The sequence below is a fragment of the Saprospira grandis DSM 2844 genome (assembly GCF_000275825.1).
Taxonomy (GTDB): domain Bacteria; phylum Bacteroidota; class Bacteroidia; order Chitinophagales; family Saprospiraceae; genus Saprospira; species Saprospira grandis_A.
In genome coordinates, this window is sequence record NZ_JH719942.1 from 1,997,146 (window position 1) to 2,021,969 (window position 24,824).

Sequence of the window (24,824 nt, forward strand, 5' to 3'; positions counted from 1 at the left end):
TAAAGCTGCGGCGGTTACTCCCTTCGGTCGTCGAACTGCGCCCTAAAGGGCTTGTTGTCGTTTTGGGGCTCGCTGCTGTTTTGGGGCCTCCGCCTCGCTTTGCTCGTCGGCGCTACGTTTCGGGGCTCGCTGTTCGCTCGGCCCTTCGTCGCTTCGCTCCTCGGTCTGGCGCTTTGCGCCACCCCTCCACATCGCTAGGCCTGCGGCGGCTTTGCCGCCTGCTAATCTGTAACAGCAAGGATGGTATTGCTACGCAATGATATATGAATGAGGGCTAATCAGCCTAAAGATCTAGGTTGTTAGGGAATTGTTAAAAATGGAAATAATGTAACAAAATTAAAAAGGGGGAAAGTTATGTCTGGAACATAACTGGCTTGGTAAAAAACATAACTGGCTATGTCTGGAACATAACTGGCTTGGTAAAAAACATAACTGGCTATGTCTGGAACATAGCTGGCTTGGTAAAAAACATAACTGGCTATGTCTGGAACATAACTGGCTTGGTAAAAAACATAACTGGCTATGTCTGGAACATAACTAGCTTGGTAAAAAACATAACTGGTTATGTCTGGGAGCTAACTCCCTAAGGCTAGCGCTCTAATTTGGTGTATCCGAGATAAAAGCGTAATTTTGGGTTTCACAAATACAGGAAAACAGTTGAAAGCAAAAAAATCATTTGGCCAGCACTTTTTGAAAGAGGGGTCTATTGCGGAGCGGATTGCCAAGAGTTTGATAGAAGAGGGGCCTAAAGAGGTATTAGAAGTGGGGCCAGGCATGGCTATGCTCACGCAATATCTTTTGCAAGAAGACTGGAATTTAAAAGCGGTAGAGGCGGATAAGGACATGGTCAGTTATTTGGCCCAGCATTATCCTCAGTTGCCCGTTTTTGCAGAAGACTTTTTAAAATTAGACTTTCAGACTGTATTTGATGGGCGGCCCTTTCGTTTGATTGGCAACTTTCCCTATAATATTTCTTCACAGATATTGATTAAGGCCGTAGATAATGTGGCCTTGGTACCGGAAGTAGTGGGGATGTTTCAGCGGGAGTTGGCCGAAAGAGTGGCGGCCAAGCCAGGCTCTAAAATATATGGGGCTTTGTCGGTAGCGGTGCAAGCCTTTTATGAGGTAGACTATCTATTTACGGTTAAGCCGGGCAGTTTTAACCCACCGCCCAAAGTATTTTCGGGCGTAATTGCTTTGAAAAGACGGGAGAATTACTTAGATTTAGGTTGTGACACGCGACTTTTCCGAACCTTAGTCCGTGCTAGTTTTGGCCAGCGCCGCAAAATGTTGCGCAATACCATGAAGCCTTTTTTACCAAAAGAGGTCTTATTTGGGGATGCGTTTTTTCAGCAGCGGCCCGAACAGCTGAGCCTTGAAGATTTTATTTCCTTGACGAACATTGTGGACGAGCATCGTAGCTAGCGAGCTGCCTTGCTGCTTTTTTATGCCTTTTATCTATTGAGGATAAACAGGCTATATTTCTTTGTGCCTATTTGGACCTTTTCCAAACAACTTTTAGCAAAAAGCGGAAAAGGCTGTATCTTGGGCGCCAAAATGTTCAGTATGCAAAAGAAAGTACTCATCACGGATGCGGTAGATCCTTTATTGATATCGGGTTTGGAAGTGGCGGGATATGCTTGTGATTATCGGCCCAAGGCCAGTTTGGCGGAGGTACGTCAGATATTGGCGCCTTATGCGGGTTTGGTCATCAACAGTAAAATCATAGCGGATGCGGCTTTTTTGGCGGCGGGCCCCAACTTAGAATTTATAGCTCGTTTGGGTTCTGGTTTAGAGATCATTGATTTGGAGGAGGCTGAAAAGCGGGGCATTTTGGTCCATAGAGCGCCAGATGGCAATTGCGATGCGGTAGCGGAGCACATTCTGGGCATGTTGTTAATGTTGGCTCATCGGCTTCGGTTGGGGGATTGGCAAGTGCGGAATATGGCTTGGGACCGAGAGGCGGCCAGAGGATGGGAGCTAAAAGGGAAGAAGCTGGGTATTTTGGGTTTTGGTTATACGGGGCGGGCGCTTTGGCGGCGTTTGGCTGGTTTTGAGCTAGAGTGCATGGTTTATGACAAATACCAGAGGGCTTATCCTGGCGAGGTTGATTTAGAGGAGTTATTGGCGGAGGTAGACATATTGAGTTTACATTTGCCGGCAACGGCGGAGACCTTAGGTTGGATGGACGGGGCTTTTTGGCAGCGGCTAGCCAAGCTGCGGGCAGGGCGGCCATTGGTTTTGCTCAATAGCTCTAGAGGGAAGATTATCCCGATAGGGGCATTAGTGGGGGCCTTAGAGTCGGGAATTATTTCGGCGGCGGCCTTAGATGTATTTGAGCAAGAGAAAACGGCCTTGTATACAGCAGAAGAGCGAGTATTATATGGTCGATTGGTAGAAATGCCTCAGGTTGTTTTGAGTCCGCATGTAGCGGGTTGGACAAAAGAATCTAAGGAGCGACTAGCCAAATTGCTGTTGGAGCGCATCTTATCAAAAGCGGCTAGAGTATAGGGTTTTGACAAAACCTTTATTTAGAGCAAGGACTGCGCCGTTTTTGGTCCAGAAAGGGGGCGCAGCCCCCTTGGCCTAGCGATGTGCAGGGGTGGCCGCAGGCCAGACCGAGGCGGCTTTGCCGCCGAAGGGCCGAGCGAAGAGCGAGCCCCGAAACGTAGCGCCCGCCGCAGGCGGGAGGCCCCAAAAGCAGAAGAACAGTAAAAAAGCTGATATTTTTGAAAGAAGGGGCTGTTAAAAGACTGGAAAATTGTAACTCTTTCTTAACAAGGGAAATAATTTATTAACTTTGGCATGCTAGCCTTAGGGCTTCAGCCGAAAATTTTTTTAGACATTCATTACAAACACTTTTAAAGTTTATGTGCTTATGATTCGTTACATGCTTTTACTATTGCTCCTGTCCGTGGGCTCTGTGGTGGCTTTTGGCCAGACCACGGGGGACCTGCAGGGTAAAGTAAAGGACGAGAACGGGGAACCCCTAGCGTTTGCGAATGTGGCTTTGTATAAAGAAGACGCATTGATTCGGGGAACGTCCACCAACTTCGACGGCCTTTACAATTTTGCCCAAATAGAGGCAGGAACCTATGACCTAGTGGTGACCTATGTGGGTTATCCGACGCTAAAAACCGAGGGCGTAATTGTTAAAATTGGCGCGACGGTAGAACTAAACGTAGATTATCAGGAAGATGATTTGATTGCCGGTTTAGATTCGCTGGCCGAGGAGACCGTAGTGGTTCGGGGATATCGGATTCCTTTGATTGAGACGGATAACACCACTGGTGGACAGACCTTGGGATCTGAGGATATTGAAAAACTGGCCACACGTAACATTTCTAGTATTGCGGCCACCACGGCTGGGGTCAACCAGAAAGATGAGGGCGAGGAGCTCAACTCGAATGGTGGGCGTAGTACTGGAAACGATGTTTATGTGGATGGTGTACGTGTAATTGGCGGTGCATCTATTCCGGAGACAGAGATTGACCAGGTGCAGGTAATTACCTCTGGTGTACCTGCCGAGTTTGGTGATGCGACTGGAGCGATTACCAACATTATTACCAAGGGTCCATCTGCGCAGATGTCTGGAGGTATTCAGGTAGAGACCTCGCAGTTTTTGGATGCATTTGGAGCTACGACTATTGACTTTAGCTTGGGTGGACCTTTGATGACGGAGGTAAAATTGAGCCCTAGCGGAGACACCTTGAAAAAAGACGGTAAGCCTCAGCGCAAAGCGATTTTGGGTTATCGTATGGCGGGTCGTTATGCGACCAACTTGGACTCACGTCCTTCTGCTTTGGGGTCATTCCGTTTGACGGATGAGAAGCTCAGCAGTATTTTGAATGATCCTTTGTTGAACGTAAACGGTGGAATTATTCCTAATGCCGAGACCATTACTGAGGATGATTTGGTAGAGGTAGATGTACGTCCGAATGGCCGTAACTCTGTAGGTTTGTTGACGGCTAAGATAGACTACAAGCCTAGCCAAGACTTTTACTTTGTAGCTGGTGGTCAGGGTTCATTTAACTGGGGGTATTCTCCTTCAACGGTAAACCGCTTGATGAACTCGGATTTTAATCCTTATTACAAGAGCAGTGTTTTCCGGGTGTACGGTCGTTTCCGTCATACTATTTCTAGCACAATTTATAAGGCTGGAGCGGATGCGGATTCTACTACAGTAGAGCCTGTTTTCCAGAACTTCAGTTATGAGGTACAGGCTGATTATACGCAGAGCAACAGTTCTAACTACGACTCTCGTTTTGAGGATCGTTATTGGGAGTATGGCTATGTGGGGCAGATCCGTCGTAGTCTTACGCCTGTAGTTGGAGTAGTAGACACGAACTACATCATCAACTCTGCTGGCGACACATTGGGTACAGAGGAAGTACGTGGTCATGCCTTTAACCAAGTGACCTTTGATGGTTATTCTGATGCGAGTCAGTTTGGTTATGACAATGGCTTGTCTCGTTACAACCAGGTTGTAGACTTTGACGCCATCAGTGATATGGAGCAGATGCAAGTGATCAATGGACGTTTCACTTCGTCTAACTCTACTGTATTTAGCCTATTTAACAATGCATACTTTACGGAAAATGGCGTAGGCAAAAGCCAATCTAGCCAGGTACGTGGAAACATCAAGACCAACTTTGACTTGGTGACCAATGGCGGTAAAATTCGTCACTCTATCCAAGCGGGTGGGGTATATGAGCAGCGGGTATTCCGTTCTTACAGTATGTCTCCATTTAGTTTGTGGACCTTGGCGGATCAGTCGGCCAACTCTCATATTTCTAATGCAGCCGATGCGAACAACCCTGTATTGGATGCTAGTGGCAACCCTGTAGAATTCTTTGATCCTGTTACACAGCGTTACTACATTCAGAACAACTCGCTTATCCGTAGTGATGAGAATGACGAGCAAGTTTCTATGAGTGCATTTGGAGAGAACATTCGTAACTTCATGGGCAAAAATCCTGAAGATTGGGTAAACGTTCATGAAATGGATCCTAATGATATGGACCTTGCTTGGTTTGAGCCGACTACCCTCATTTTGGGTTCTCAGCAGCTAGTGAGCTACTATGGTTATGACTATATGGGTAATGCTTTGGGAACAAACACTACCTTTGATGACTTCTTTAATGCTGAAGATGCCAACGGTCGCAAGACGCGTCCTGTAGCGCCTTTTTCTCCTATTTATGTAGCGGGTTACATTCAGGATAAGTTTAAGTACAATGATATCATCTTCCGTGTTGGTGTACGCTTTGACAGCTACGATGCCAACACCAAAGTATTGAACGACCCCTACTCTGTAACGGGATACTACACGGCTTCTGAGTTTAACAATGTAGAGTCTGGCTATACGGCTGGTCAGCAGCAAGGCTTTAGCCATCCTTCCAACATTGGCGACGACTTTGCCGTCTATGTAAATGAAAACAGCCCCGACGCTTCTGTTGTTGGTTACCGTGACGGTGAGCAATGGTACGACGCTAGCGGTAACCCTGTGACTACACCTACTCAGCTAGGAAGCACAATTGTACCTGCTCTACGTGGATTTAGCACGGCGCAGATTGACCCTCAGGGAGAAGATTACGATCCTTCTCAAGCATTTAGCGATTATGATCCTAGCTTGGTGATTATGCCTCGTATTTCATTCTCTTTCCCTATTGGTGATTTTGCCAACTTCTACGCCAACTACGACATCCTGTCTATGCGTCCACCAGAGGCAACTTTGGCTACGGCACTTACTTACTTCAACTTCCGCGAGAACAAAGATTTGATGTCAAACCCCAATCTTAGTCCTCAGAAAACGATCAACTATGAAGTAGGTTACCAGCAAAAAGTATCTGACAACGCCAAGGTGAAATTCTCTTTGCTTTACCGTGAAGAGCGCGACCTTATCCAGGCTCGTCAGTATATTATGGCTTACCCCATTACCTATACTTCTTTTGGTAATGATGACTTCTCTACTGTAAAATCACTTAAGGTAGAGTATGATATGCGCCGCGTTAAGAACTTCCGTTTCTTGGCCAACTATACCCTACAGTTTGCAGAAGGTACGGGCTCTAGCCCCACCTCTTCTTTGGCTGTAGCTGCAGAAGAACTCAAGTATATCTTCCCACTAGATTTTGACCAACGCCACACGTTCTTCTTCCTATTCGATTACCGCTACGGAGAAGGCAAAAAGTATGATGGTCCCAAAATCGGTAAGTTCGATGTTCTCGAAAATACAGGAGCCAACCTTTCATTCAACTTTAGTTCAGGTACCCCCTACACACGCAAACTTACTCCTGGTGGTATCGAAACTAGCTTTCCCAATGCTGTAACAGATGGAAGCATTAACGGCGCCCGTATGCCTTGGAACTTCCGCGTAGATCTTCGCTTCGATCGCGATATCGTGATCGGCAAAGATAGCGATCATCCTATCTATGCCAACGTTTATGTACGTGTACAAAACTTGCTCAATACACAGAACGTACTCAATGTCTATCCCGTAACAGGTAGCCCCACAGAAGACGGCTTCTTGACTATCGACGATAGCCCCGGTCTAGGACTATTGGCCTCTCGCGCTCAGTCTTATCAGTTGTTGTATGATCTTCGTATGCGTAACCCCTTCAATATCTCACGTCCTCGTCGGATCTTCTTGGGGGCACGCTTTAGCTTCTAAAACCAAGTCTTAGTTTTTGCCAATATTGAGGTTTGCCCTGCTTTGGGGCCTCCCGCCTTCGGCGGGCGGTTACTCCCTTTGGTCGTCGAACTGCGGACTAACGTCCTTGTTGTCGTTCTGCAGCTCGCTGTCATTTTGGGGCCTCCCGCCTTTGGCGGGCGGTTACTCCCTTTGGTCGTCGAACTGCGGACTAACGTCCTTGTTGTCGTTCTGCAGCTCGCTGTCATTTTGGGGCCTCCCGCCTTTGGCGGGCGCTACGTTCGGCAGCTCGCTATTCGCTCGGCCCTTCGCCGCCTCTGGCGGCTCGGTCTGGCCTGCGGCCACTGCCTACCATCGCTAGGCCGTTTTGGGCCTGCGGCCCAATTGCTGCGCAAACCTCAAGCTTGGCCTTCTGTCTAAACTGAATCATTTTATTAAAATCATTGCAAACATGAGTAGATTGAAAAACTTCTCCACAGTCATGCTATTCCTCTTCACGGCCAGCTCACTCTGGGCCATCGAAGACCGGAATTTTGTGGGAGGTAACAGCAATAGCTCCAACAGTACCAATAACAACAGTTATCGTGCTGCTTGTATCGAGGCTCGCTCAGAACGCGATCTAGATATCAACAACGTCCGCGCTCGCCTTCGTACTGGAGGTGATCTCTGGTGGGACGGTGACCGAGCTCGCTATATCGTTCCTAATGTAGACCCTGCTTCTGGCCAACCAGAAGTATCGTCTCTCTTTGCCGGAGGTATCTGGCTAGGGGCCTTCGATGATGGGGGAAACCTTATCCTCGCTGCCCAAACTTACCGCCAAACTGGTAACGATTACTGGACTGGCCCCCTAGATGTAAATACGGGTACAATCGAAAAAACCGATTGTGAAAAATGGGACCGCTTCTTCGAAGTATACGGTTCTGAAATTGACGCCCTCCGTGCCGACTATTTTGAACCCGATGCCGTTACTGGCCAACCCGATGAGTCTATCGAGAACCGCCCCGCCCGAAATATCTTGGGCTGGCCCGGCCGTGGTAACCCCTATTTTGCAGAAATTTATGGTTTCGACCTTCCTGACCAAGAACTCGCTCCCTTTATTGAGCCTCCCGGAAAGGAAGACGGTATCTATAACCCCTACGATGGTGACCACCCCGTAATTGAGGTAGCCGGCTGTCCTAAGGATTATTTCAACCCCGTATATGCTGACCAAATGGACTGGTGGGTCTATAACGATAATGGTAACATTCACACCAATACTAACGGTCAACCTATGTTTATGGAGGTACACGGTCTAGCTTTTGGCTACCGCACTACCGATGCCATTAACAACATGACCTTCTATCGCTATAAGTTGCTCAACCGAAATAACTTGAGCCTTAACGATACTTACTTCTCGCTTTGGTCAGATCCCGATTTGGGCTGTTTCAATGATGACTACATTGGTGTAGATACCGCTACCGGTATGGGCTATGTATACAATGCCGATGCCGATGATGATGCCACCTGTGGTAATGACGCCGTAGGATATGGTGCCACTCAAATTCCTGCCCTAGGGGTAGACTATTTCCGTGGTCCTCTAGATTCTACAGGTGCCGAGCTTGGCCTTTCTTCTTTTGTTTACTATGAAAATACCAATGATGCCATCCGGGGTAACCCGAACAGTGCTGTACAGTACTATCGTTTGATGGATGGTCTTTGGTTGGATGGTCGCCCCATCTCTCGTGGTGGAACAGGAGACAACGGTCCTACTGCCGATAAATACCCCTACGTATTCTACTCTTTCCCCAACGAATCGGGAACAGATGTATGGTCTATGTGTGAGGAAGGAATTACCGGTAATGACTACCGCTTCTTGCACACTTCTGGTCCTTTCTTATTGGCTCCTGGTGCAGTAAACGAATTGATCTCAGGTGTGGTTTGGGTTCCCGAAATTCCAGATTATCCCTGTCCCGCTTTGACCGAATTGGTAGAGGCCGACATTTTGGCCCAAAACCTTTTTGATGACTGTTTCAAAATTACTGACGGTCCCGATGCACCTTATATGGATGTGGTCGAGCTCGAAAATGAGTTGATTTTGAACTTGAGCTATGTTCCTGCTCAAAATAACTACGAACTCAACTACTCGGAGTCTCCTGCTATTCTTCGCAATACTGCCGATACTACTTATACCTTCCAAGGCTATAAAGTGTATCAGGTAATTAACGAGAATATCTCTGTAACTGAACTAGATGATCCTGAAAAAGCTCGTCTTATCCGTCAGGTAGACCTTCGTGACTCTATCGGCAAAATTGTAAACTGGAATGCATTCAGCGATCCCGATGTATCAGCTTTCATTCCTACTATTATGGTAGATGGTGCCGATGAGGGAGTTAAGCATACCTTTAATATTACAACAGACGAATTTGCAGAGGGAACAAGCAAACTCATTAACCATAAGTCTTACTACTTCTGTGTAGTTGCTTATGCTCATAATGAGTATCAAGCTTATGACCCCACACTCAATACTGGACAAGCACTTCCTTATCTACAAGGTCGTCGTAACTTCCGCGTCTATACTGCTGTACCTCGTCCAAATGATCCTGAGTACAACGGTGTGGTCCTCAACTCTGCTTATGGAGATGGCCCAGAAATTACTCGTGTAGATGGTAAAGGAAATGGTGGAGGACTCTTCCTTGACTTTAAAGATCCTGCCTCTGCAGAAGCCGATGTATTAAACAATGGCCGTATCGGTCGTGTGACTTATGCCGCTGGTCAAGGTCCTGTTAATGTAAAAGTAGTAGATCCTTTGCGCGTTCCTGCCGCTCAGTTCCAACTCTACATCAGTGACCAAAACTATACTTTCCGCTATGATACTGCTGCTGACGGTAGCATCATCGTTACTCCACAACCTCCTACAGGCGTTACCGCTTTGTCTGACTCTCTCTTCTGGTTGCTAAAAGATGCCAATGACCCTTCTGCGGTTTGGTCTTCTTACCAGCCTCTAGATGTGAACTATGAGCAGTATATCCCCGATTTGGGTATCTCTCTTCTCGTTGAAGATATTCCCGCTCCCGGTACAAATGGCGTAAGCGGATTTGTAGGTTCTGCTGCCGTTTATGAAGATGAAACCACTTCAGGTTGGTTCCAAGGTGTTGAAGATGGCAGTGGCATCAACGATATGTTGAAAACTGGCAATGCTCAAGATGATCAGGCACTAGATCCTAATCAAGATTACTCGGGTATGGCCGGTGGCTGGCACCCTGTTCGCCTAGCTGACTGTTTATTCCGTACTGACGAATACTATTTCTCTACTTCAGAAATCGTTCTCTCTTCAAATGCCTTGAGCTTCTGCCAAACATGGAGAGCCGGTAACACCAGCCAAGTGCTAAGCAATGTACGCAACGTCAATGTGGTCCTCACTCCTGAGAAGAGCCAGTGGAGCCGCTGTGCGGTTGTAGAATCTGCTAGTATGTACCATACGCAATCACTCGGACTTAGCACTCCTGGTGGTTATGGTCAACTACAATGGAAACGCAATGAGCCTAGCCGCGATATCGATGGCCAAGTAGAAGCCGGTACCGGTATGTCTTGGTTCCCCGGTTTTGCTTATGATGTTGAAACTGGTGAGCGCCTCAATGTATACTTCGGAGAAAACTCTCTTTATGATGGTTCTTTCTTTGATGCCAATACTTATCCCGGTGCTGCTACAGGTAATGACATGCTCTTTAATCCTACCGATTTGCAACAGGTGACGCCTACCAACGGATTCCCCGTATTTGGTACTGCCAACACCTTTATGTCAACAGTGAATGGTGGACAGCACGTTATTTACGTAACTAATACTGCATACGATGAATGTGCCTCTGTAGTGACGGCCCTAACCACAACCTTGGGTGCTATCTTCACTCCTCCTTACATTTCTTTGAAAGACCAATTGGTTTGGGGTACATTCATGTATATGGCCCCCGGTACAAGCATGCTTAACAATGCTGGAGTTCCTGAATTAGGTGGACATGTGCCTCCTTCTAAGGTGACCTTCAAGTTGCGTGTTTCTACTCCTTACGAAATCTATGCAGCAACTAACGATAACCAAGGTTATCCTCTCTATGAGTTCGACCTTACTGGCCTTGCTCCTAGTAAGGAAGATAAAGCCACGGCCGAAAGTGCTCTAGATCTTATTGGGGTAGTTCCTAACCCTTATTATGCTTACTCTGAATATGAGCAGACAGAAACGCAAAACGTAGTGAAAATTACGAACTTGCCCGCTAGCTGCGAAGTCAATATCTATTCTATTGAAGGCCGCCTGGTTCGTCATTATGATGTCGCTCAGGATTACAATGCAGAGGTACGTAGTGGTATCGCTCGTGTAGGTGCTTTTGGTAGCGGTGATATTGAAACTCAGGTAAGTACTTCTCTCGACTGGGACCTCAAGAACCAAGCTGGTGTTCCTGTAGGTAGTGGGGTATACCTCATCCATGTTGTTGTAGAGGGTGTTGGTGAAAAAGTAGTAAAAAGCTTTGTCATCAACCGTGCACTTGATGCTCAAAAACTCTAGTGATTCATTTTCGTTTTGCTCCCTCTGTCTTGGAGGGGGCAAAACCTTTTTAAACGATTTCATAGCATGACTAAATATACTTCTTTGTTGTTTGTGGGCCTTTTTTGCCTCAGCTTTCTAGCTGCTTCGCCCACAGCAAAAGCAGGAAATCCGGACCGACAAGGGGAAGCCGGTGCCTATGAGTTGATCATGAACCCTTGGGCTCGCTCTGCTGGCCTCAATGGCTTGGTGGCTGCTCGAGTAACTGGGGTAGAAGCGCTTCGCTTTAATCCTGCAGGAATTTGCCGCATCTCTGGAAAAACAGAAGTGGCATTAGGCCATACACAATATATGGCCGGTACGGGCATTAGCCTTAATGCCGCTGGATTGGTCCAGAAAATTGGCGATAATGGCGCCTTTGGTGTAGAACTAATGTCTGTTGGTTTTGGAGATATTCCTTTGACTACTGTTGACCAACCTAACGGAATTACCACTTTTAGCCCTTCTTTCTTTAATATTGGCCTCTCTTATGGCTATGTATTTAAAGATGAAGACGGAAATGAGAAGGTTTCTGTAGGCTTTGGTGTTCGCGTGGTTTCAGAATCTATTGCCAATGCTTCTGCTACTGGTGTAGGTTTTGACGCTGGTGTGCAATATGTTACGGGTGTCGACCGCCAAATCAAATTTGGTGTGGCTCTCCGTAATTTCGGGACCAAAATGGCTTATTCTGGCGATGGTCTAGCCTTTGTTGGTGTGGCCCCCAATAATACAACGGCACTTACCGTAAATAGCCGAGGCGCTGGCTACGAATTGCCCTCTTTGCTACATATTGGTATGTCTTATGACTTTTACCTCGGTAGCAAGATTAACCGCCTAACGGCAGTGGGTAATTTTACGGCCAACTCTTTCTCTCGCGACCAATACGGTGTAGGCTTTGAATATGCCTTTAAAGAGATGTTTATGGCCCGTACCGCTTTCCGCTATGAAAGCGATATGTATAGCTCAGAAACTTCTAGCACGGCTTCTGGCGGATTGACTGCAGGTGTTACTGCCGAAATCCCTCTCCGTAAGGGCTCTGCTAAGAAAATTGCCTTCGATTATGCCTATGAGTATACTCAGGTATTTAAAGGGACGCACTCTTTGACTTTGAAGTTGAAGCTCTAATTGCTCCCCGCTAAATGATTAGACCTCTAAGCCCTGGGCTTAGAGGTCTTTTTTTTTGAGAGAATAGATAAATTGGCGTTCTTGCAGGCGCTAGATGTAGCGCTGCTATTTTGGCCCTAAAAGAATATTTCATTACTTCATTGCTCCCCTAATATGAAGCTTAGTCCAACTTTTTATCTTGCCGTTTTAATTATATTGCTTACTCACTTTTTGTACTACCCAAAATGGAGTAAAGGCGGAACGGAAGCGACGATCTCCTGGGATGTGTCTGGCTATTATATGTATTTGCCCGCTAGCCTGATTTATCAAGATATGAAGGGCTGTGGCTTTAAGGATAGTATTCTTCAAAACTATGGCCCCACCCCCAATTTTCAACAGGCTTTTGTGCATGAGGCTTCTGGCAATTATGTGATGAAGTACTCTATGGGCCAAGCGATTTCTTTTTTACCCGCTTTTGGCCTAGCTCATTTATATGCCAAAAGTACGGCTTATCCCGCCGATGGATTTTCTTTTCCCTATCAATTGGCTATTTCTTTAGGTAGCTTGTTTTGGGCGCTTTTGGGCCTCTATTATTTACGCAAGTTTTTGCTCTTTTTCTACCGCCCAAAAGTAGCTGATTGGACGATCTTAGGGCTGGTTTTAGGCAGTAATTACCTCAATTATTCTGCTATAGATGGGGCCATGACGCATAATACCCTCTTTACGCTCTATAGTCTACTGCTTTATGTTACGGTCCGATTTTATCAACAGCCTAGCTACCTAAAAGGAGCCGCTATTGGGGCTTTGCTGGGCTGGGCGGCCCTGATTCGCCCAACCGAAATTATGGCCTGTATTATTCCCCTAGCTTGGGGCCTGCAACCTTGGGTGGGCAAGGAGCTAAAACAACGCCTGCAGTTTGTGGTCCAACATTTTGGGAAGTTGCTTTTGGCGGTTTTACTTACGGCTTTTATTGGTAGTTTTCAGTTGATGTACTGGAAATATGCAACAGGAGAATGGATTGTTTATTCTTATCAAGATCAGGGGTTTAGTTGGTTGAGTCCTCATTTGTATGCTGGTTTTTTGAGCTACAAAAGTGGTTGGCTGACCTATTCTCCCTTTATGCTTTTGCCGCTTTTGGGTTTTGGGCCTTTTTTCAAGCAGCAGAGGAGCCTGTTTGTAGCCGTTTTTGCCTTTAGTTTGCTCTTTATTTATATCACTTTTGCCTGGGATATTTGGTGGTATGGTGGCTCCTTGGGCCAAAGAGCTATGGTGCAGGCTTATCCCGTTTTAGCCCTGCCTTTGGCGGCATTGGTTCACTGGCTCAGCCAACAAAAGTTATGGCTAAAACTACCCATTTTTGCTTTTGCGCTGCTTTCGTTTTATGCCAATCTTTGGTTTACGCATCAGGCGCATAAGGGCGGGCTATTGCGTCCGGGCGAAATGACAAAGGCCTATTATTGGGCCACGCTTTTCCGCTACGATAATGATCCTGAGCGCCTGAAATTATTAGATGGGGTTCGCCAATTAAAGAAGGGGGAGCTCAAGGAGGCTAGTTTAGTTTATTCCGATACCAGCTGGCAGGCGCAGCTGGACCAAAACCAGCAGTTTGCGCCAATTATTCAGTTGGATTTGTCCAAAATGCCCCAAAAAGAGGGGGTTCGAGTGAGTGTTTTGGCCCAAATTGGTCCCAAAGAATGGGAGTTTTGGCGAATGACGCAGTTTACCGTAACCCTCAAAAAAGAGGGGGTGGTTATTGATGAGCAGATGTTTCGCTTACAGCGCCTAATGCATGATGGCGAAGAAAAGCGTTTGTATATAGATTTGCCCATTCAGGGGGCCGATAGTTTAGAAATTAAGTTTTGGAATGCCGATGGAAAGAAGGCCATAAAATTGAGTCAGCCAGAGGTTTGGCGTTATGTTTTAGACTAATGATTTGGGGCTGCCCCGCCCTTTGGGCGGGTCGCTCCCTTCGCAGCTCGCAGGTCTGCTCGGCCCTGCAGCCCTGCGGGCTTTGGTCTGCCGCCTTTGGCGGCCCTGCTTTGGCAGCTCAGCCTGCGGCGGCTTCGCCGCCTGTCCGCCGCAAAAATGGCATTCGTCGCTACGCTCCTCATCTGCTCCTATTTACCCGCCCACCCACCCCTTTTCGGACCTCCTTGCGGAGGCCCTCAGGGTTGGGCTGGGCATTTTTTCATTAGCTGCAGCCCGCAGGGCTAGCGCAAAATGGCCTAGCGATGTGCAGGGGTGGCCGAAGGCCAGACCCAGGCGCTTTGCGCCGCAGGGCCGAGCAGACTTGCGAGCCCCGAAACGTAGCGCCGCAAGCGGAGCGCAGCGGAGGCCCCAAAACATAAAAAAAAGGGAAAAGAATAGTCTTTTTCTTTAAAGGCCTGTATTTTTGAGTTTGCATAAAAAAAGGCGTTAAAATGTACAACTACCTAGATTTACAAGACACCATTGTGGCCGTGGCCAGCCCTGCTGGAGCGGGAGCCATTGCCATCATTCGCTTATCGGGAAAATCGGCCATAAGCATTGCCAATGGGATGTTTCGGGCCAAGGATTTGAGCCAGCAAGAGAGCCACAGCCTGCATTTGGGCTACATTTATGATGAAGAAGGCCAAAGAGTAGATCAGGTACTTTGTTCGGTATTTAAGGGACCAACTTCCTACACTCGAGAAGACGTCATTGAGTTTTCTTGTCATGGTTCGCCATATATTCAGCAGCGCTTGCTCAGTTTGTGTTTGCGTTCGGGGGCGCGTTTGGCCAAAGAGGGAGAATTTACCCTGCGGGCTTTCCTCAATGGGCAATTGGATTTGGCCCAGGCAGAAGCTGTGGCCGACCTCATTGCGGCAGATTCGGAAGCGGCGCATCAGATGGCTTTGCAGCAAATGCGGGGAGGCTTTTCTCAGCAAATTGAGGGCTTGCGGAAAGAGCTATTGCAATTTGCCTCTTTGTTAGAGTTGGAGCTAGATTTTGGCGAAGAAGATGTAGAATTTGCGCAAAGAAAAGAGCTAGAGACGCTCCTTTTGAAAATTCGGGCCATGATCAAGCAATTGATGGATTCCTTTCAGTTAGGCAATGTATTGAAAGAGGGCGTAAGCACCGTTTTGGCGGGCCGGCCCAATGCGGGAAAATCGACTTTGCTCAATGCTTTATTGAATGAAGAGCGGGCCATTGTGTCGGAAATAGCGGGCACCACTCGAGACAGCATCGAAGAACTGCTCAATATAGACGGGATACAATTTCGTTTAATTGATACGGCGGGGATTCGGGAGGCTAGTGACCAAATTGAGGCTATTGGGGTAGAAAAAACCTATGAAAAAATTGCGCAATCTACGGTCTTGCTCTATGTCTATGATGCCAGCCAATTGAGTCAGGAAGAATGCGAGGCGGACCTTGCTCGTTTGCGCAGAGAGGGTTTGGCCGTCTTGGTATTGGCCAACAAATGTGATCAGTTGGAAGAAGGGCAAGCCTTAGCTGCCGATCATTTTCGGCTTTCGGCCAAGCAAAAAGAAGGGTTGAGCGAGCTGCGTTCGGCCTTGCGCAACTTAGTTGTAGAGGGGCAGATTCATCAGCAAGGGACCACCGTAAACAACCTACGGCATTATCAGGCATTGGAAGAAGGTTATCAGGCCATAGATGCGGCCTTACTGGGCTTGGAAGAGGGCCTCAGTGGTGATCTTTTGGCCATGGATATTCGGGCTGCGCTTCGGGCTTTGGGCGAAATTACGGGCAAGGTAGATGTGGAAGATTTGTTGGAGAATATTTTTGGGCAATTTTGTATTGGGAAGTAGGTTGATAGTATCATTTGATGCTATCAAATTGCGTTGAGGAGCTAGTAATTTTAACTGAAACCATGAACTAAGGCATTGATGTATGAAATCTTAAGCGAATACATTTGCTTAATTGTAACTTTTGAGTTACATTAGCATAGCTGGTTTAATGGTAGGAATTCTCTAAAAATTTAATTTGTTATGCAAGAAAGTTATAGGGTTGACATAGGAAAAATACTAAGAGATGCAAGAAAAAAAAAGGGACTTACACAGGAGCAATTAGCTCAAAAAGTTGGTAAAAAACGTAGCTATATTTCTCGTATTGAAGGAGGTTTAGGAAACAATATCAATGTTAAGACATTGATTGACGTTGTTGAAAATGGGCTAGATGGTCAATTAAAAGTAACGTTTATAATCTAATTTCTATGAAAAAAAATAAATATAGCAGATCAAGGAATTATAAATTAAGTACAATAAAACGACTGTTTGCCTTATCTGGTAATCAATGTGCTTTTAATACTGATACATTTACTTGTACTAATATAATTGCGAAAAAGGATACTAAAGACTTAATGACCCAAATTTGTCATATAGAAGCAGCAGAGGAAGGAGGACAACGGTACAATAAAGATTCTAATGATGATTATAGGCGAAGTTTTGAAAACCTAATTCTACTCTGTCCTAATCATCATGTAGAGACAAACAATGAAGCTGTATATACTGTAGAAGTATTGAGGGCTATGAAAAGAAAACATGAGAAAAAAATGCTTAAAAGTTCGTCTGAGCAAGGTGTTTTTACACGTAATTTAGCAGCTTTAAATTATGTTGTTAATAAAATTGGCGCTACTTTCTTTACAGAAGAAGGAGATAGTGACCCTTCAACTGCTCCAGACCCTGATAAAAAAATTTCATATAATAATGTTATTGAAAACAAACCTATCATTGAAGAGTATAAAGTTTATCATGGAAAATTGAATAAGATTTATGAGGAGATAGAAATAAATGGTTCACCTAAAAAAGAGCTTTTACTTAGAAATATATACACGCTATACCTTAAAGAAAAAGGTAAGTTTTCTTCTTTTGAAGAGATTAAAGCAAATGCTGACTCAATTATTAACAAGATTGAAAATGAATTATGGAAAATTGTTGATCGAAAAAACGAAATAGATAGTAATCTTCCTTATGAGGCTATAAGTATTAGCCTATTAGTGATAATTGTTGATGCTTTTATGCGTTGTAAGATTCTTGAAGAACCTCCCAAAGAATGATAGTAAGTAAAAATATACATCCAGAAAGAGATGTCTATTACTTGGGTGCCAAAGTGATTGACATTCTTGGAGAGAGCAGCTCAAAAGAGTTTGACTATTTGGAGTTGTACCAGGTTTTAAGAGAAGATAATAATATTTCAATTAACCTTTTTTCTTTGGTAGTTGATTGGTTGTTTATTATCGGTGTAGTAAAAAAAGGATATAAAGGACTAGAGAAATGTTTTTAAAAGAACTTTACATACGAAACGAAAACTCTATTATTAGAGAGATAACCTTCAAGAAGGGGGTGAATTTCATCGTGGATGAAACTCCGGAAGGTAGTTCAATTCAAGCTACAGGTAATAATGTGGGTAAAACAACTGTTTTAAGGCTTATAGATTATTGTCTTGGTGGTAAAGGGAAAAACATTTATCAAGACCCTGAATTTAATCGTCAATCAAATACTAAAATTGAAAGCTTTCTAAAGAAAAATAATATAATTATTGCAATTGTATTAACTGATGATATTGATGATGATAATGCGAGTGAAATAGTTATTGAAAGAAACTTTTTGTCTAGGAAAAAGAAAGTCCAGTCAATAAATGGTAGTGCAATTGTTAATAATAAGGAGTTTGAGAAGGAATTAAAAAAAGTAATTTATAATTCCTTTATTGACAAGCCTACTTTTAGGCAAATAATATCTAAGAATATTCGTGATGAAGAGAGCCGTATGAAAAATATAGTTAAGGTTCTTAATCCATATACTAAAAATGAAGAGTATGAGGCCCTTTATCTATTTTGGCTTGGACTTGAATTTGATAACTTAGATAGAAAGTATCTCTTACTAGAGGAAAAAAAGGCAGAAGAAAGATTGCAGAGAAGGTTACTAGCTGAAAGTAATTCTTCATTGATTGAGCAAAGACTGAACTTTGTAACAAAAAAGATTGATGAGTTAGGCAAACAGAAAAGTGAGTTTAATCTCAATGAAAATTATGGACAAGACTTAGAAAATCTCAATGAGGTTAAGTTAACCTTAAGTAAGTTTTCAACTGAGTTAAGTCGGCTTGAAGTTAGAAAAGAGTTGATAATAGAGAGCAAAGAAGATTTAGAAAAGGAGTATTCTGAGATAGATATTAAACAAATTCAGGCACTTTATACAAAAGCTCAATCCCTAATTCCAAACATACAAGTAACCTTTGAAGAAACTGTTAGTTTTCACAATAATCTCATTCAAGAAAAAATAGATTATATAACTAAAGAATTGCCTCAAATTGAAGAAAAGATTTTATCACTCAAGGTAAATATCAACAGCCTCCTAATCGAAGAAAAGAGGCTAACAGAGGTTTTACAAAAGTCAGGAGTGCAAGAGGATTTAGAAGTTATTATTATTGAGCTAAATAAGCAATATGAACATAAGGGAAAGTTAGAAGAAAAGAAAAGACTTTGGGACATTTCAAATGCAAAGTTAGAACAAATTGAAGAAGACTTAGTAGTCATTAATAGAGGGATTGAAGAGAAAGATAAGTTAATACAAGAGCGTATAACAAAGTTTAATGATTTTTTTTCGGAAATGTCATTTAAGCTATATGGAGAATATTACTTATTAAGTTCTCAGAAGAATGACAAAGGCTATGAACTTTTAGTTACGAATACAGAAGGTAATCCAAGTACAGGAAAGAAAAAAGGTCAAATTGCAGCATTTGACTTTGCTTACTTAGAGTTTGCAGATAAACTAGGTATAAAACACCTTAATTTTATTATGCACGACCAACTAGAGAGTATGCATGATAATCAGATAAATACTTTAGTTGATGTGGCTAATGAAATAAATGGTCAATATATTGTTCCTATTTTAAGGGACAAAATACCTTCAAATCTAAGTCTTGGAGATATGGAGAGACTCTCTTTATCACAAGAAGAAAAGCTTTTCAAGCTAGCCTAATTTCGCTTTGTTACTGGAGTGCAAAACCTAGATAAACCTTAAGTTTGTCTAGGTTTTGTTCTTAATATTGATACATTTTTATCCGAAATGATAGTATCATTTGATACTATCACTCATCCATTCAATCCCACAAAATGACTTCTTTTCACCTTGGCGTTGGCGCCATTATCTGCAGTTCGGACCAGCAATTATTTTTTGTGCAGCAAAAGGATGAAACTTATCCGCTGCCGCAATGGCAACTGGCCTTATCGGTTTGGGGTGGGGCTGTAGAGGCCGAAGATGAAAGCCCAGAAATTGCCTTATACCGAGAGCTGCAAGAAGAGTTGCGTTGGCAACCTGAGCAGCCGCCCGTTTTTATTGGGCAGTTTAAGATCAAAAGTATTCAGGAGTTTGAGCTTTGCTTGTTCAAAATTATCTTGCCCAAAGAAGAGCTAGAACAGCTGGCCCAGCAGCCCGTCTATGAGGGTTATGGCCGCTTGCTCGATGCAGAAAGTTTGCAAAAATATAGTTGGGTTTGGGATTTAGGGACAGTTATTTATCAAGAGATTATAGAAAAGGGCCCCAAGGGTTAGTGCTTTCTTCAAATTTTAACGAACTTTGGGCGATTTAGCCCTATGGGGTTTTCTGTTCCTGAATAAATTTGGAAATCAATGAAACTTGCGGAATCGATTCTCGTCTCTGAGCTAGCCAATATGCTAGGCGCCAAACTCATCGGAGATCCCAATGTAGAAATTACTCATCTCAACGAAATTCACAAGGTCTGTAAAGGCAGCCTGATTTTCGTCGATAATGAGAAGTATTATACTCAAGCTATTTATTCTACGGCCTCAGCTATTCTGATTGATCAGGAGGTAGATTGCCCCCCGAATAAGGCCCTTTTAGTGGTAGAACGCCCCTTTGAGGCCTATAATAATTTGGCCAAAAGGTATTTGCCTTTTACGCCGATGAGCAGCCAAATTAGTCCCACGGCCCAAATTGGCAAAGGGACGGTGATCGAGGCGGGTGCTGTTGTGGGTAATCATGTCGTAATTGGCGAAGATTGCTTGATTCGGGCCAATGCTGTGATTTCTGATTATACAGTCATTGGCGATCGAGTGAAAATCCACTCTAATGCTGTAATTGGCAATGATGCTTTTTATTACCACCTAGAGGAGGACCGCAGTTATAAGCCTTGGCATTCTATTGGCCGAGTGGTCATTGAGGATGATGTCCGTATCGGGGCCGCTTGTACCATTGATCGCGGTGTTTCTGGCGATACACATATTGGAAAAGGCTGTAAATTAGATGATCAGGTGCATTTGGGACATGGCGTGGTTTTGGGCAAACATTGCTTGATTGCCGCCCAAACGGGAATTGCAGGCAAAACCATTATTCAAGATTTTGTCACTATTTACGGACAAGTGGGTATTTCTAAGGGCCTGGTCGTTGGTGAAGGGGCCATTTTACTTGCACAAACAGGGGTCTCTAAGTCTATTCCAGGTGGCAAGCGCTATATGGGCGCGCCTGCCGTAGAGGCCTACAGCCGCTTTAAGGAGTTGGCGGCCATTCGCCGCTTACCCGAATTGATTAAAACGGTGGATCAACTGCAAAAACGATTTAAGAATCAAGATCTTAATCCCCAAGATTAGAAATTGAGATAGAAGAAATAGGAGAGAAGTATTGCTTTTTAGCAGTACTTCTCTTTTTTTTGGGGCCTCCGCTGCGGCTTCGCCTTGCGGCGCTATGTTTCGGGGCTCGCAGGTATGCTCGGCCCTTCAGCCCTTCGGGCTTCGGTCTGGCCTGCGGCCACCCCTGCACATCGCTAGGCCTTAACCACGCCACTGCTCAGCTACAAGCCGCTTTGCGGCTTCAAGCTTCGCAGGCTCGCGCCAAGCGCGCCCGGCCGGCGGCTGGCGGCAGTCCCTCTCATCGCTGCCCTTTAGCCAATTAAACCCTCAACATATTACATTTCAGTTTCGGTCCTCCCTTTCGCCGCCCCCGCCTGGGGGCTGGGCTCCTTTGGCCTTGGGGGCCAAAGCGCCCAGCATTGCATTCCTCGCTACGCTCCTCATCCTCAAAAAAATAAAACAAAAAAGGCCAAACCCATAGATTTTTTGTAATTTAATAGGGCCAAAATTTAACCACCCTTATTTACCACTCCCATGAGTCAAATAGAAACCATCAAGCAGACCCTGCAAACCTATCAGCAAGAACTGCCCAAACTCCGTCAACTCTTCATGCAAGACGGAATCATCGACGCCCAAGAAAAGGCCCAACTAGAAGACATTCAGGCCCGCATCCAAAGCCTACAAGCCCAGCTCGGCCAAGCCTCCGCTGGCCCTAGTGGTAGCGTAGAAAACAGCAGCGGCCTAAGCGGCTCTGTCGGCTACAAAGGCGACAACCAAACAACCGACGTCATCAAGGTCCAAGAACTGCTCAACAAAAAAGGAGCAAGCCTCAAAGTAGACGGCAAATGCGGCCCCGCCACCATCTACGCCATCCGCGACTTCCAAAAGGCCAACTTTGGCGGCGCCGATGCTCGAGTAGACCCCAACGGAAAAAGCTGGCAAGCCCTCACCGGCAGCGGCCAAAGCTTTACCCCCTCGGCCCCAGCAGCCAAAGAACAGGTCCAAAACTTCTCTAGAGCAGAAAGCACCGTAGACACTAAAGCCAAAGATACCAGCCCCTCGGCCATCGGTAATTTGGTCTCTAATGAAAACCTAGAAAAAGGCGCTCGCTTTGCCCTACAGCAATTCATCAACCAAGGCAATGTCGATATTGAGGTCTTTAATGTAAGCAAAGATATCCCCTTGGCCGAATACCTCGTCTTTTCGCTACATCTTACCATGGGGGTCCAAATGAACCTCACCCTAGAACATACCCTCGTCGAAAAAGAACTGGCCATTGAGTCTAAAGCTAGCGGCATCATTGATGCCTACTTTGGCATCAAAGGAAGCGCCATTGGTATTCTGGGCTACAACCTACTAGATGTTACTGCCGCCCTACATGGCGCACTAGATGCCAACGGTACCGCCAAATTGGCCATCCAAAAAGATACGGTCCTAGAAGGAAGCCTAAGGGCCGAAATGGTCCTTAAAGCCTATGCCGACTTCAATGTGAAAATCTTGGCCGAATCGGTAACGCTTTATACCACCAAAACCGATGATTTCAATTTCTTTATCATGACGGCCCCCACCTACGCTATCTCTTTCCAAGTAAATAGCTGGACCTATAAGGGCGCTCGCCGTGTAGGCGGTGAATTTGCCGCCGAAATGCACCCCGATTTCCGCAACTTCTTGCAAAAAACAAAAGAGGTGATCAGCAGCCCCATGACGTATATCAAGAAAGGTGCTGCCGCCGCCGCCCATCTAGCCGAAGAGGTTTGGGAAGGCGTAGAATATGTGGCCGGAGAAGTAGGCGAAGCCGCCGAATGGGCCCTAGATACCGCCGCCGATGCCGTAGAATACATGAATCCCTATAATTGGTTTGCCGAAGAAGGTTAAAGAGGTTTCCTGCGTTCCGAGGCGAGCGCAGCGAGCCGGCTGAGGGATGGAAAGCAGGGGCCCGAAAGGGCCAGACCCAGCGGGCAAAGCCCGCGCAGGGCCGAGCAGACCTGCGAGCTGCGACACAGCCCGACCCCAAGGCCCAAAGGGCCGAGGGGGCAGCCCCAAAATCATTCTAAAAAAGCAAAGAAAAATACCCGAAATCGATGTCAAAAGCAGAACAAATAGAAGCCCTCAAAACGGCAGCCGCCGCCGCCGAATGGCCCAAATTGCAAGAGTTGGCTCTGGGCGCTCTAAATGAATACCCCGAAGAGGGCTTTGGCTACGATTATTTGGCCCAAGCATTAGATGCCCAAGATGGAGGGTCTCTAGATGCTATTGAGCGCTGTTTGCTCAAGTTGGTAGCGCTCAACCCCAAAGATACGAAGGCCCTTTTGCGCCTAGCGCAAACCCAACTAAAAATGGGTGATGCGCCCCAGGCGATGGTGGCCTACCGCCAAATACTCAAGCTGCAACCGGAGCAGGATGAGGCCCTAAACGCCATTGGGGAAGAACTGCTTTTTGAGCAAAATAAAGCCGCCGAAGCCCTCAGCTTTTTTCAGGCCGCCATGAAGGTTAAACCCAATGAACTGCTCTATCAAATCAATGCCCTTTTGGCCATGAGAAGCATGGGCAACCGAGAAAAAGAAGCCCTGCTTTTATTGACCAAAAGCATCAAACGACATGGCTATCAAGAGAAGCTATTTGCCGTAGGGGCCGAGCTCTACCTAGCAGAAGGAGAAAAGAAAAAGGCCCTCAAATTGTTGCAAATGCTGCGCGAAAAGGACCCCAATCTGACCTATGTCTATAATGTGGGCCGAATTGCCAATGAGCTAGAAGATTATCCCCTCGCTTATGCCGCCTTGGCCGAAGCCTATGAACTGGCCAAAGCCAATGATGAAGTCAGCTCGGTCCTTTTGCAGGCCTATGCTAAGGCCGCTATGGAGCTGGGCCATGCCCAAAAAGCCCAAGAACTCATTGAGCAAGGAATTCAGATTAGCCCCAGTGTGAGCGCCAACCTCTTACTGCTCGATAGCCTTTTGGCCCAAGGCAAACTAGAAGAGGTGGAAAAAGAAATGGAGGTCCTCCTGCGTCAATACCCATTAGGAAGCACCTTTGGCCTAGATGTTATCCTTAAACAAGGCCGACTCCTAGAAGCGAAAGGCGATTATGCCGCCGCAGAAACCCTCTACCTGGACCTCATGAAGGCAGAAGGTGGCCAAAAAGATGCCGCTACCGCCTTGGGCCTAATGGCTATCCAACAAGAAAATAATCCCGCCAAGGCTTATTTCTACCTCTCTAAAGCAGAGGCCCTAGGCGCTCCTAGAGCCAGCCAACTTATCAAGAAACATCTTTATGACTACCTAAAGGGCTATGCAGAGCAAACCCTAGCCGATATGGCCCCCGCTATTGAGCAAAATAAAAATCAAGCGGTCTTCCAACAATTGGCCGGTAAATACCTCAGCTTTAAGGCGGTCCGCTCTGAAAGTATGCGGCAAATTAACAAAGAGGTGGCCGATATGATTGAGGAACAACTCAAAAAACGAATCCTCTTTTTTAGCCCTCAAGCAGGCTTTAGCATCAACCCGATTGGACAAACGACGGTCTTTGCCTACGAACTCAAGGTGCAACATTCGCCCAATATGCTCGACTTTGAGCTGCGCCCCCTAGATGGCCGCCCCGGACTTGGCGTTCGCCTCAATATGAGCCCCCAAGGGCTGGTCTGGAGCGAAAAAAGAGGGGAGTTCCTCCTCTTTGAACTGAAAGATTGGGCCGAACTAAGCGAGGAACAACAGTCTCATGTTCAAGAAAGCTTAGCTAAAGTGGCTTATCTGCCCGATGCAATTCCCCAACATTAGGCGGTTTTTTAGTAAAAGAAAGGAGCTTGCCGGTAAAATTTGCCGGCAAGCTCCTTTTTGTTTGTCTCTAAGGCCAGCAAAGCAGCGCAAAAATGCCCCCAAGCAAGAAAAAGCCGCAATAAAGCTCTTTTCTCCCCACGAACTTCTGTATTTTTGGCCTTCGATTTAGAATCACTAGTTATACAG

Annotated in this window: 15 protein-coding genes; all 15 read left to right on the top strand. The window is 45.6% G+C overall.

Features of this window, described 5'->3' with window-relative positions; genetic code table 11:
- Positions 1-630: 630 nt before the first annotated feature.
- The 15 genes from rsmA (at position 631) to SAPGRDRAFT_RS09190 (ending at position 24,638) form a co-directional block, all read left to right on the top strand.
- Positions 631-1,425 carry a 16S rRNA (adenine(1518)-N(6)/adenine(1519)-N(6))-dimethyltransferase RsmA gene (gene rsmA, locus SAPGRDRAFT_RS09110; protein ID WP_002658890.1) on the top strand — a complete coding sequence of 265 codons (795 nt, stop codon included), beginning with the start codon at positions 631-633 and terminating at the stop codon, positions 1,423-1,425.
- Between the two features lie 141 nt (positions 1,426-1,566).
- Positions 1,567-2,511 (top strand): NAD(P)-dependent oxidoreductase, encoded by a 945-nt coding sequence (locus SAPGRDRAFT_RS09115; protein ID WP_002658892.1) that lies wholly within the window; start codon positions 1,567-1,569, stop codon positions 2,509-2,511.
- A gap of 367 nt (positions 2,512-2,878) precedes the next feature.
- The gene (locus tag SAPGRDRAFT_RS09120; RefSeq protein ID WP_002658895.1) at positions 2,879-6,667 is read left to right on the top strand and encodes a TonB-dependent receptor; all 3,789 of its coding nucleotides are present in this window, start codon (positions 2,879-2,881) and stop codon (positions 6,665-6,667) included.
- 430 nt (positions 6,668-7,097) lie between these two features.
- Positions 7,098-11,180: a hypothetical protein gene (locus tag SAPGRDRAFT_RS09125; protein ID WP_002658898.1), complete on the top strand. Its 4,083-nt coding sequence runs from the start codon at positions 7,098-7,100 to the stop codon at positions 11,178-11,180.
- A gap of 66 nt (positions 11,181-11,246) precedes the next feature.
- Positions 11,247-12,323 (top strand): PorV/PorQ family protein, encoded by a 1,077-nt coding sequence (locus tag SAPGRDRAFT_RS09130; protein ID WP_002658899.1) that lies wholly within the window; start codon positions 11,247-11,249, stop codon positions 12,321-12,323.
- Positions 12,324-12,476: 153 nt separating this feature from the next.
- A complete protein-coding gene (locus SAPGRDRAFT_RS09135) occupies positions 12,477-14,231 on the top strand; it encodes a hypothetical protein (protein ID WP_002658900.1) in 1,755 nt (584 codons plus the stop codon).
- Between the two features lie 491 nt (positions 14,232-14,722).
- Positions 14,723-16,090 (top strand): tRNA uridine-5-carboxymethylaminomethyl(34) synthesis GTPase MnmE, encoded by a 1,368-nt coding sequence (gene mnmE / locus SAPGRDRAFT_RS09145; protein WP_002658901.1) that lies wholly within the window; start codon positions 14,723-14,725, stop codon positions 16,088-16,090.
- A gap of 180 nt (positions 16,091-16,270) precedes the next feature.
- Complete coding sequence (locus SAPGRDRAFT_RS09150) at positions 16,271-16,489, top strand: helix-turn-helix domain-containing protein (protein ID WP_051018618.1); 219 nt, start codon at positions 16,271-16,273, stop codon at positions 16,487-16,489.
- A gap of 5 nt (positions 16,490-16,494) precedes the next feature.
- Positions 16,495-17,337 (top strand): ABC-three component system protein, encoded by an 843-nt coding sequence (locus tag SAPGRDRAFT_RS09160; RefSeq protein WP_002658903.1) that lies wholly within the window; start codon positions 16,495-16,497, stop codon positions 17,335-17,337.
- Positions 17,334-17,564 carry an ABC-three component system middle component 6 gene (locus SAPGRDRAFT_RS09165; RefSeq protein WP_002658905.1) on the top strand — a complete coding sequence of 77 codons (231 nt, stop codon included), beginning with the start codon at positions 17,334-17,336 and terminating at the stop codon, positions 17,562-17,564. The genes SAPGRDRAFT_RS09160 and SAPGRDRAFT_RS09165 overlap by 4 nt, the downstream gene beginning before the upstream one ends.
- On the top strand, positions 17,555-19,258 hold the full coding sequence (locus SAPGRDRAFT_RS09170; RefSeq protein WP_002658908.1) for a DUF2326 domain-containing protein: 1,704 nt from the start codon (positions 17,555-17,557) through the stop codon (positions 19,256-19,258). Before SAPGRDRAFT_RS09165 ends, SAPGRDRAFT_RS09170 begins: the two co-directional genes overlap by 10 nt.
- Positions 19,259-19,392: 134 nt before the next feature.
- The gene (locus SAPGRDRAFT_RS09175) at positions 19,393-19,830 is read left to right on the top strand and encodes an NUDIX hydrolase (RefSeq protein WP_002658910.1); all 438 of its coding nucleotides are present in this window, start codon (positions 19,393-19,395) and stop codon (positions 19,828-19,830) included.
- A 78-nt stretch (positions 19,831-19,908) separates the two neighbouring features.
- Positions 19,909-20,886 carry a UDP-3-O-(3-hydroxymyristoyl)glucosamine N-acyltransferase gene (locus tag SAPGRDRAFT_RS09180; RefSeq protein WP_002658912.1) on the top strand — a complete coding sequence of 326 codons (978 nt, stop codon included), beginning with the start codon at positions 19,909-19,911 and terminating at the stop codon, positions 20,884-20,886.
- Positions 20,887-21,399: 513 nt separating this feature from the next.
- Complete coding sequence (locus SAPGRDRAFT_RS09185) at positions 21,400-22,740, top strand: peptidoglycan-binding protein (RefSeq protein WP_002658913.1); 1,341 nt, start codon at positions 21,400-21,402, stop codon at positions 22,738-22,740.
- 206 nt (positions 22,741-22,946) lie between these two features.
- The gene (locus tag SAPGRDRAFT_RS09190; protein WP_002658915.1) at positions 22,947-24,638 is read left to right on the top strand and encodes a tetratricopeptide repeat protein; all 1,692 of its coding nucleotides are present in this window, start codon (positions 22,947-22,949) and stop codon (positions 24,636-24,638) included.
- Positions 24,639-24,824: the final 186 nt, after the last annotated feature.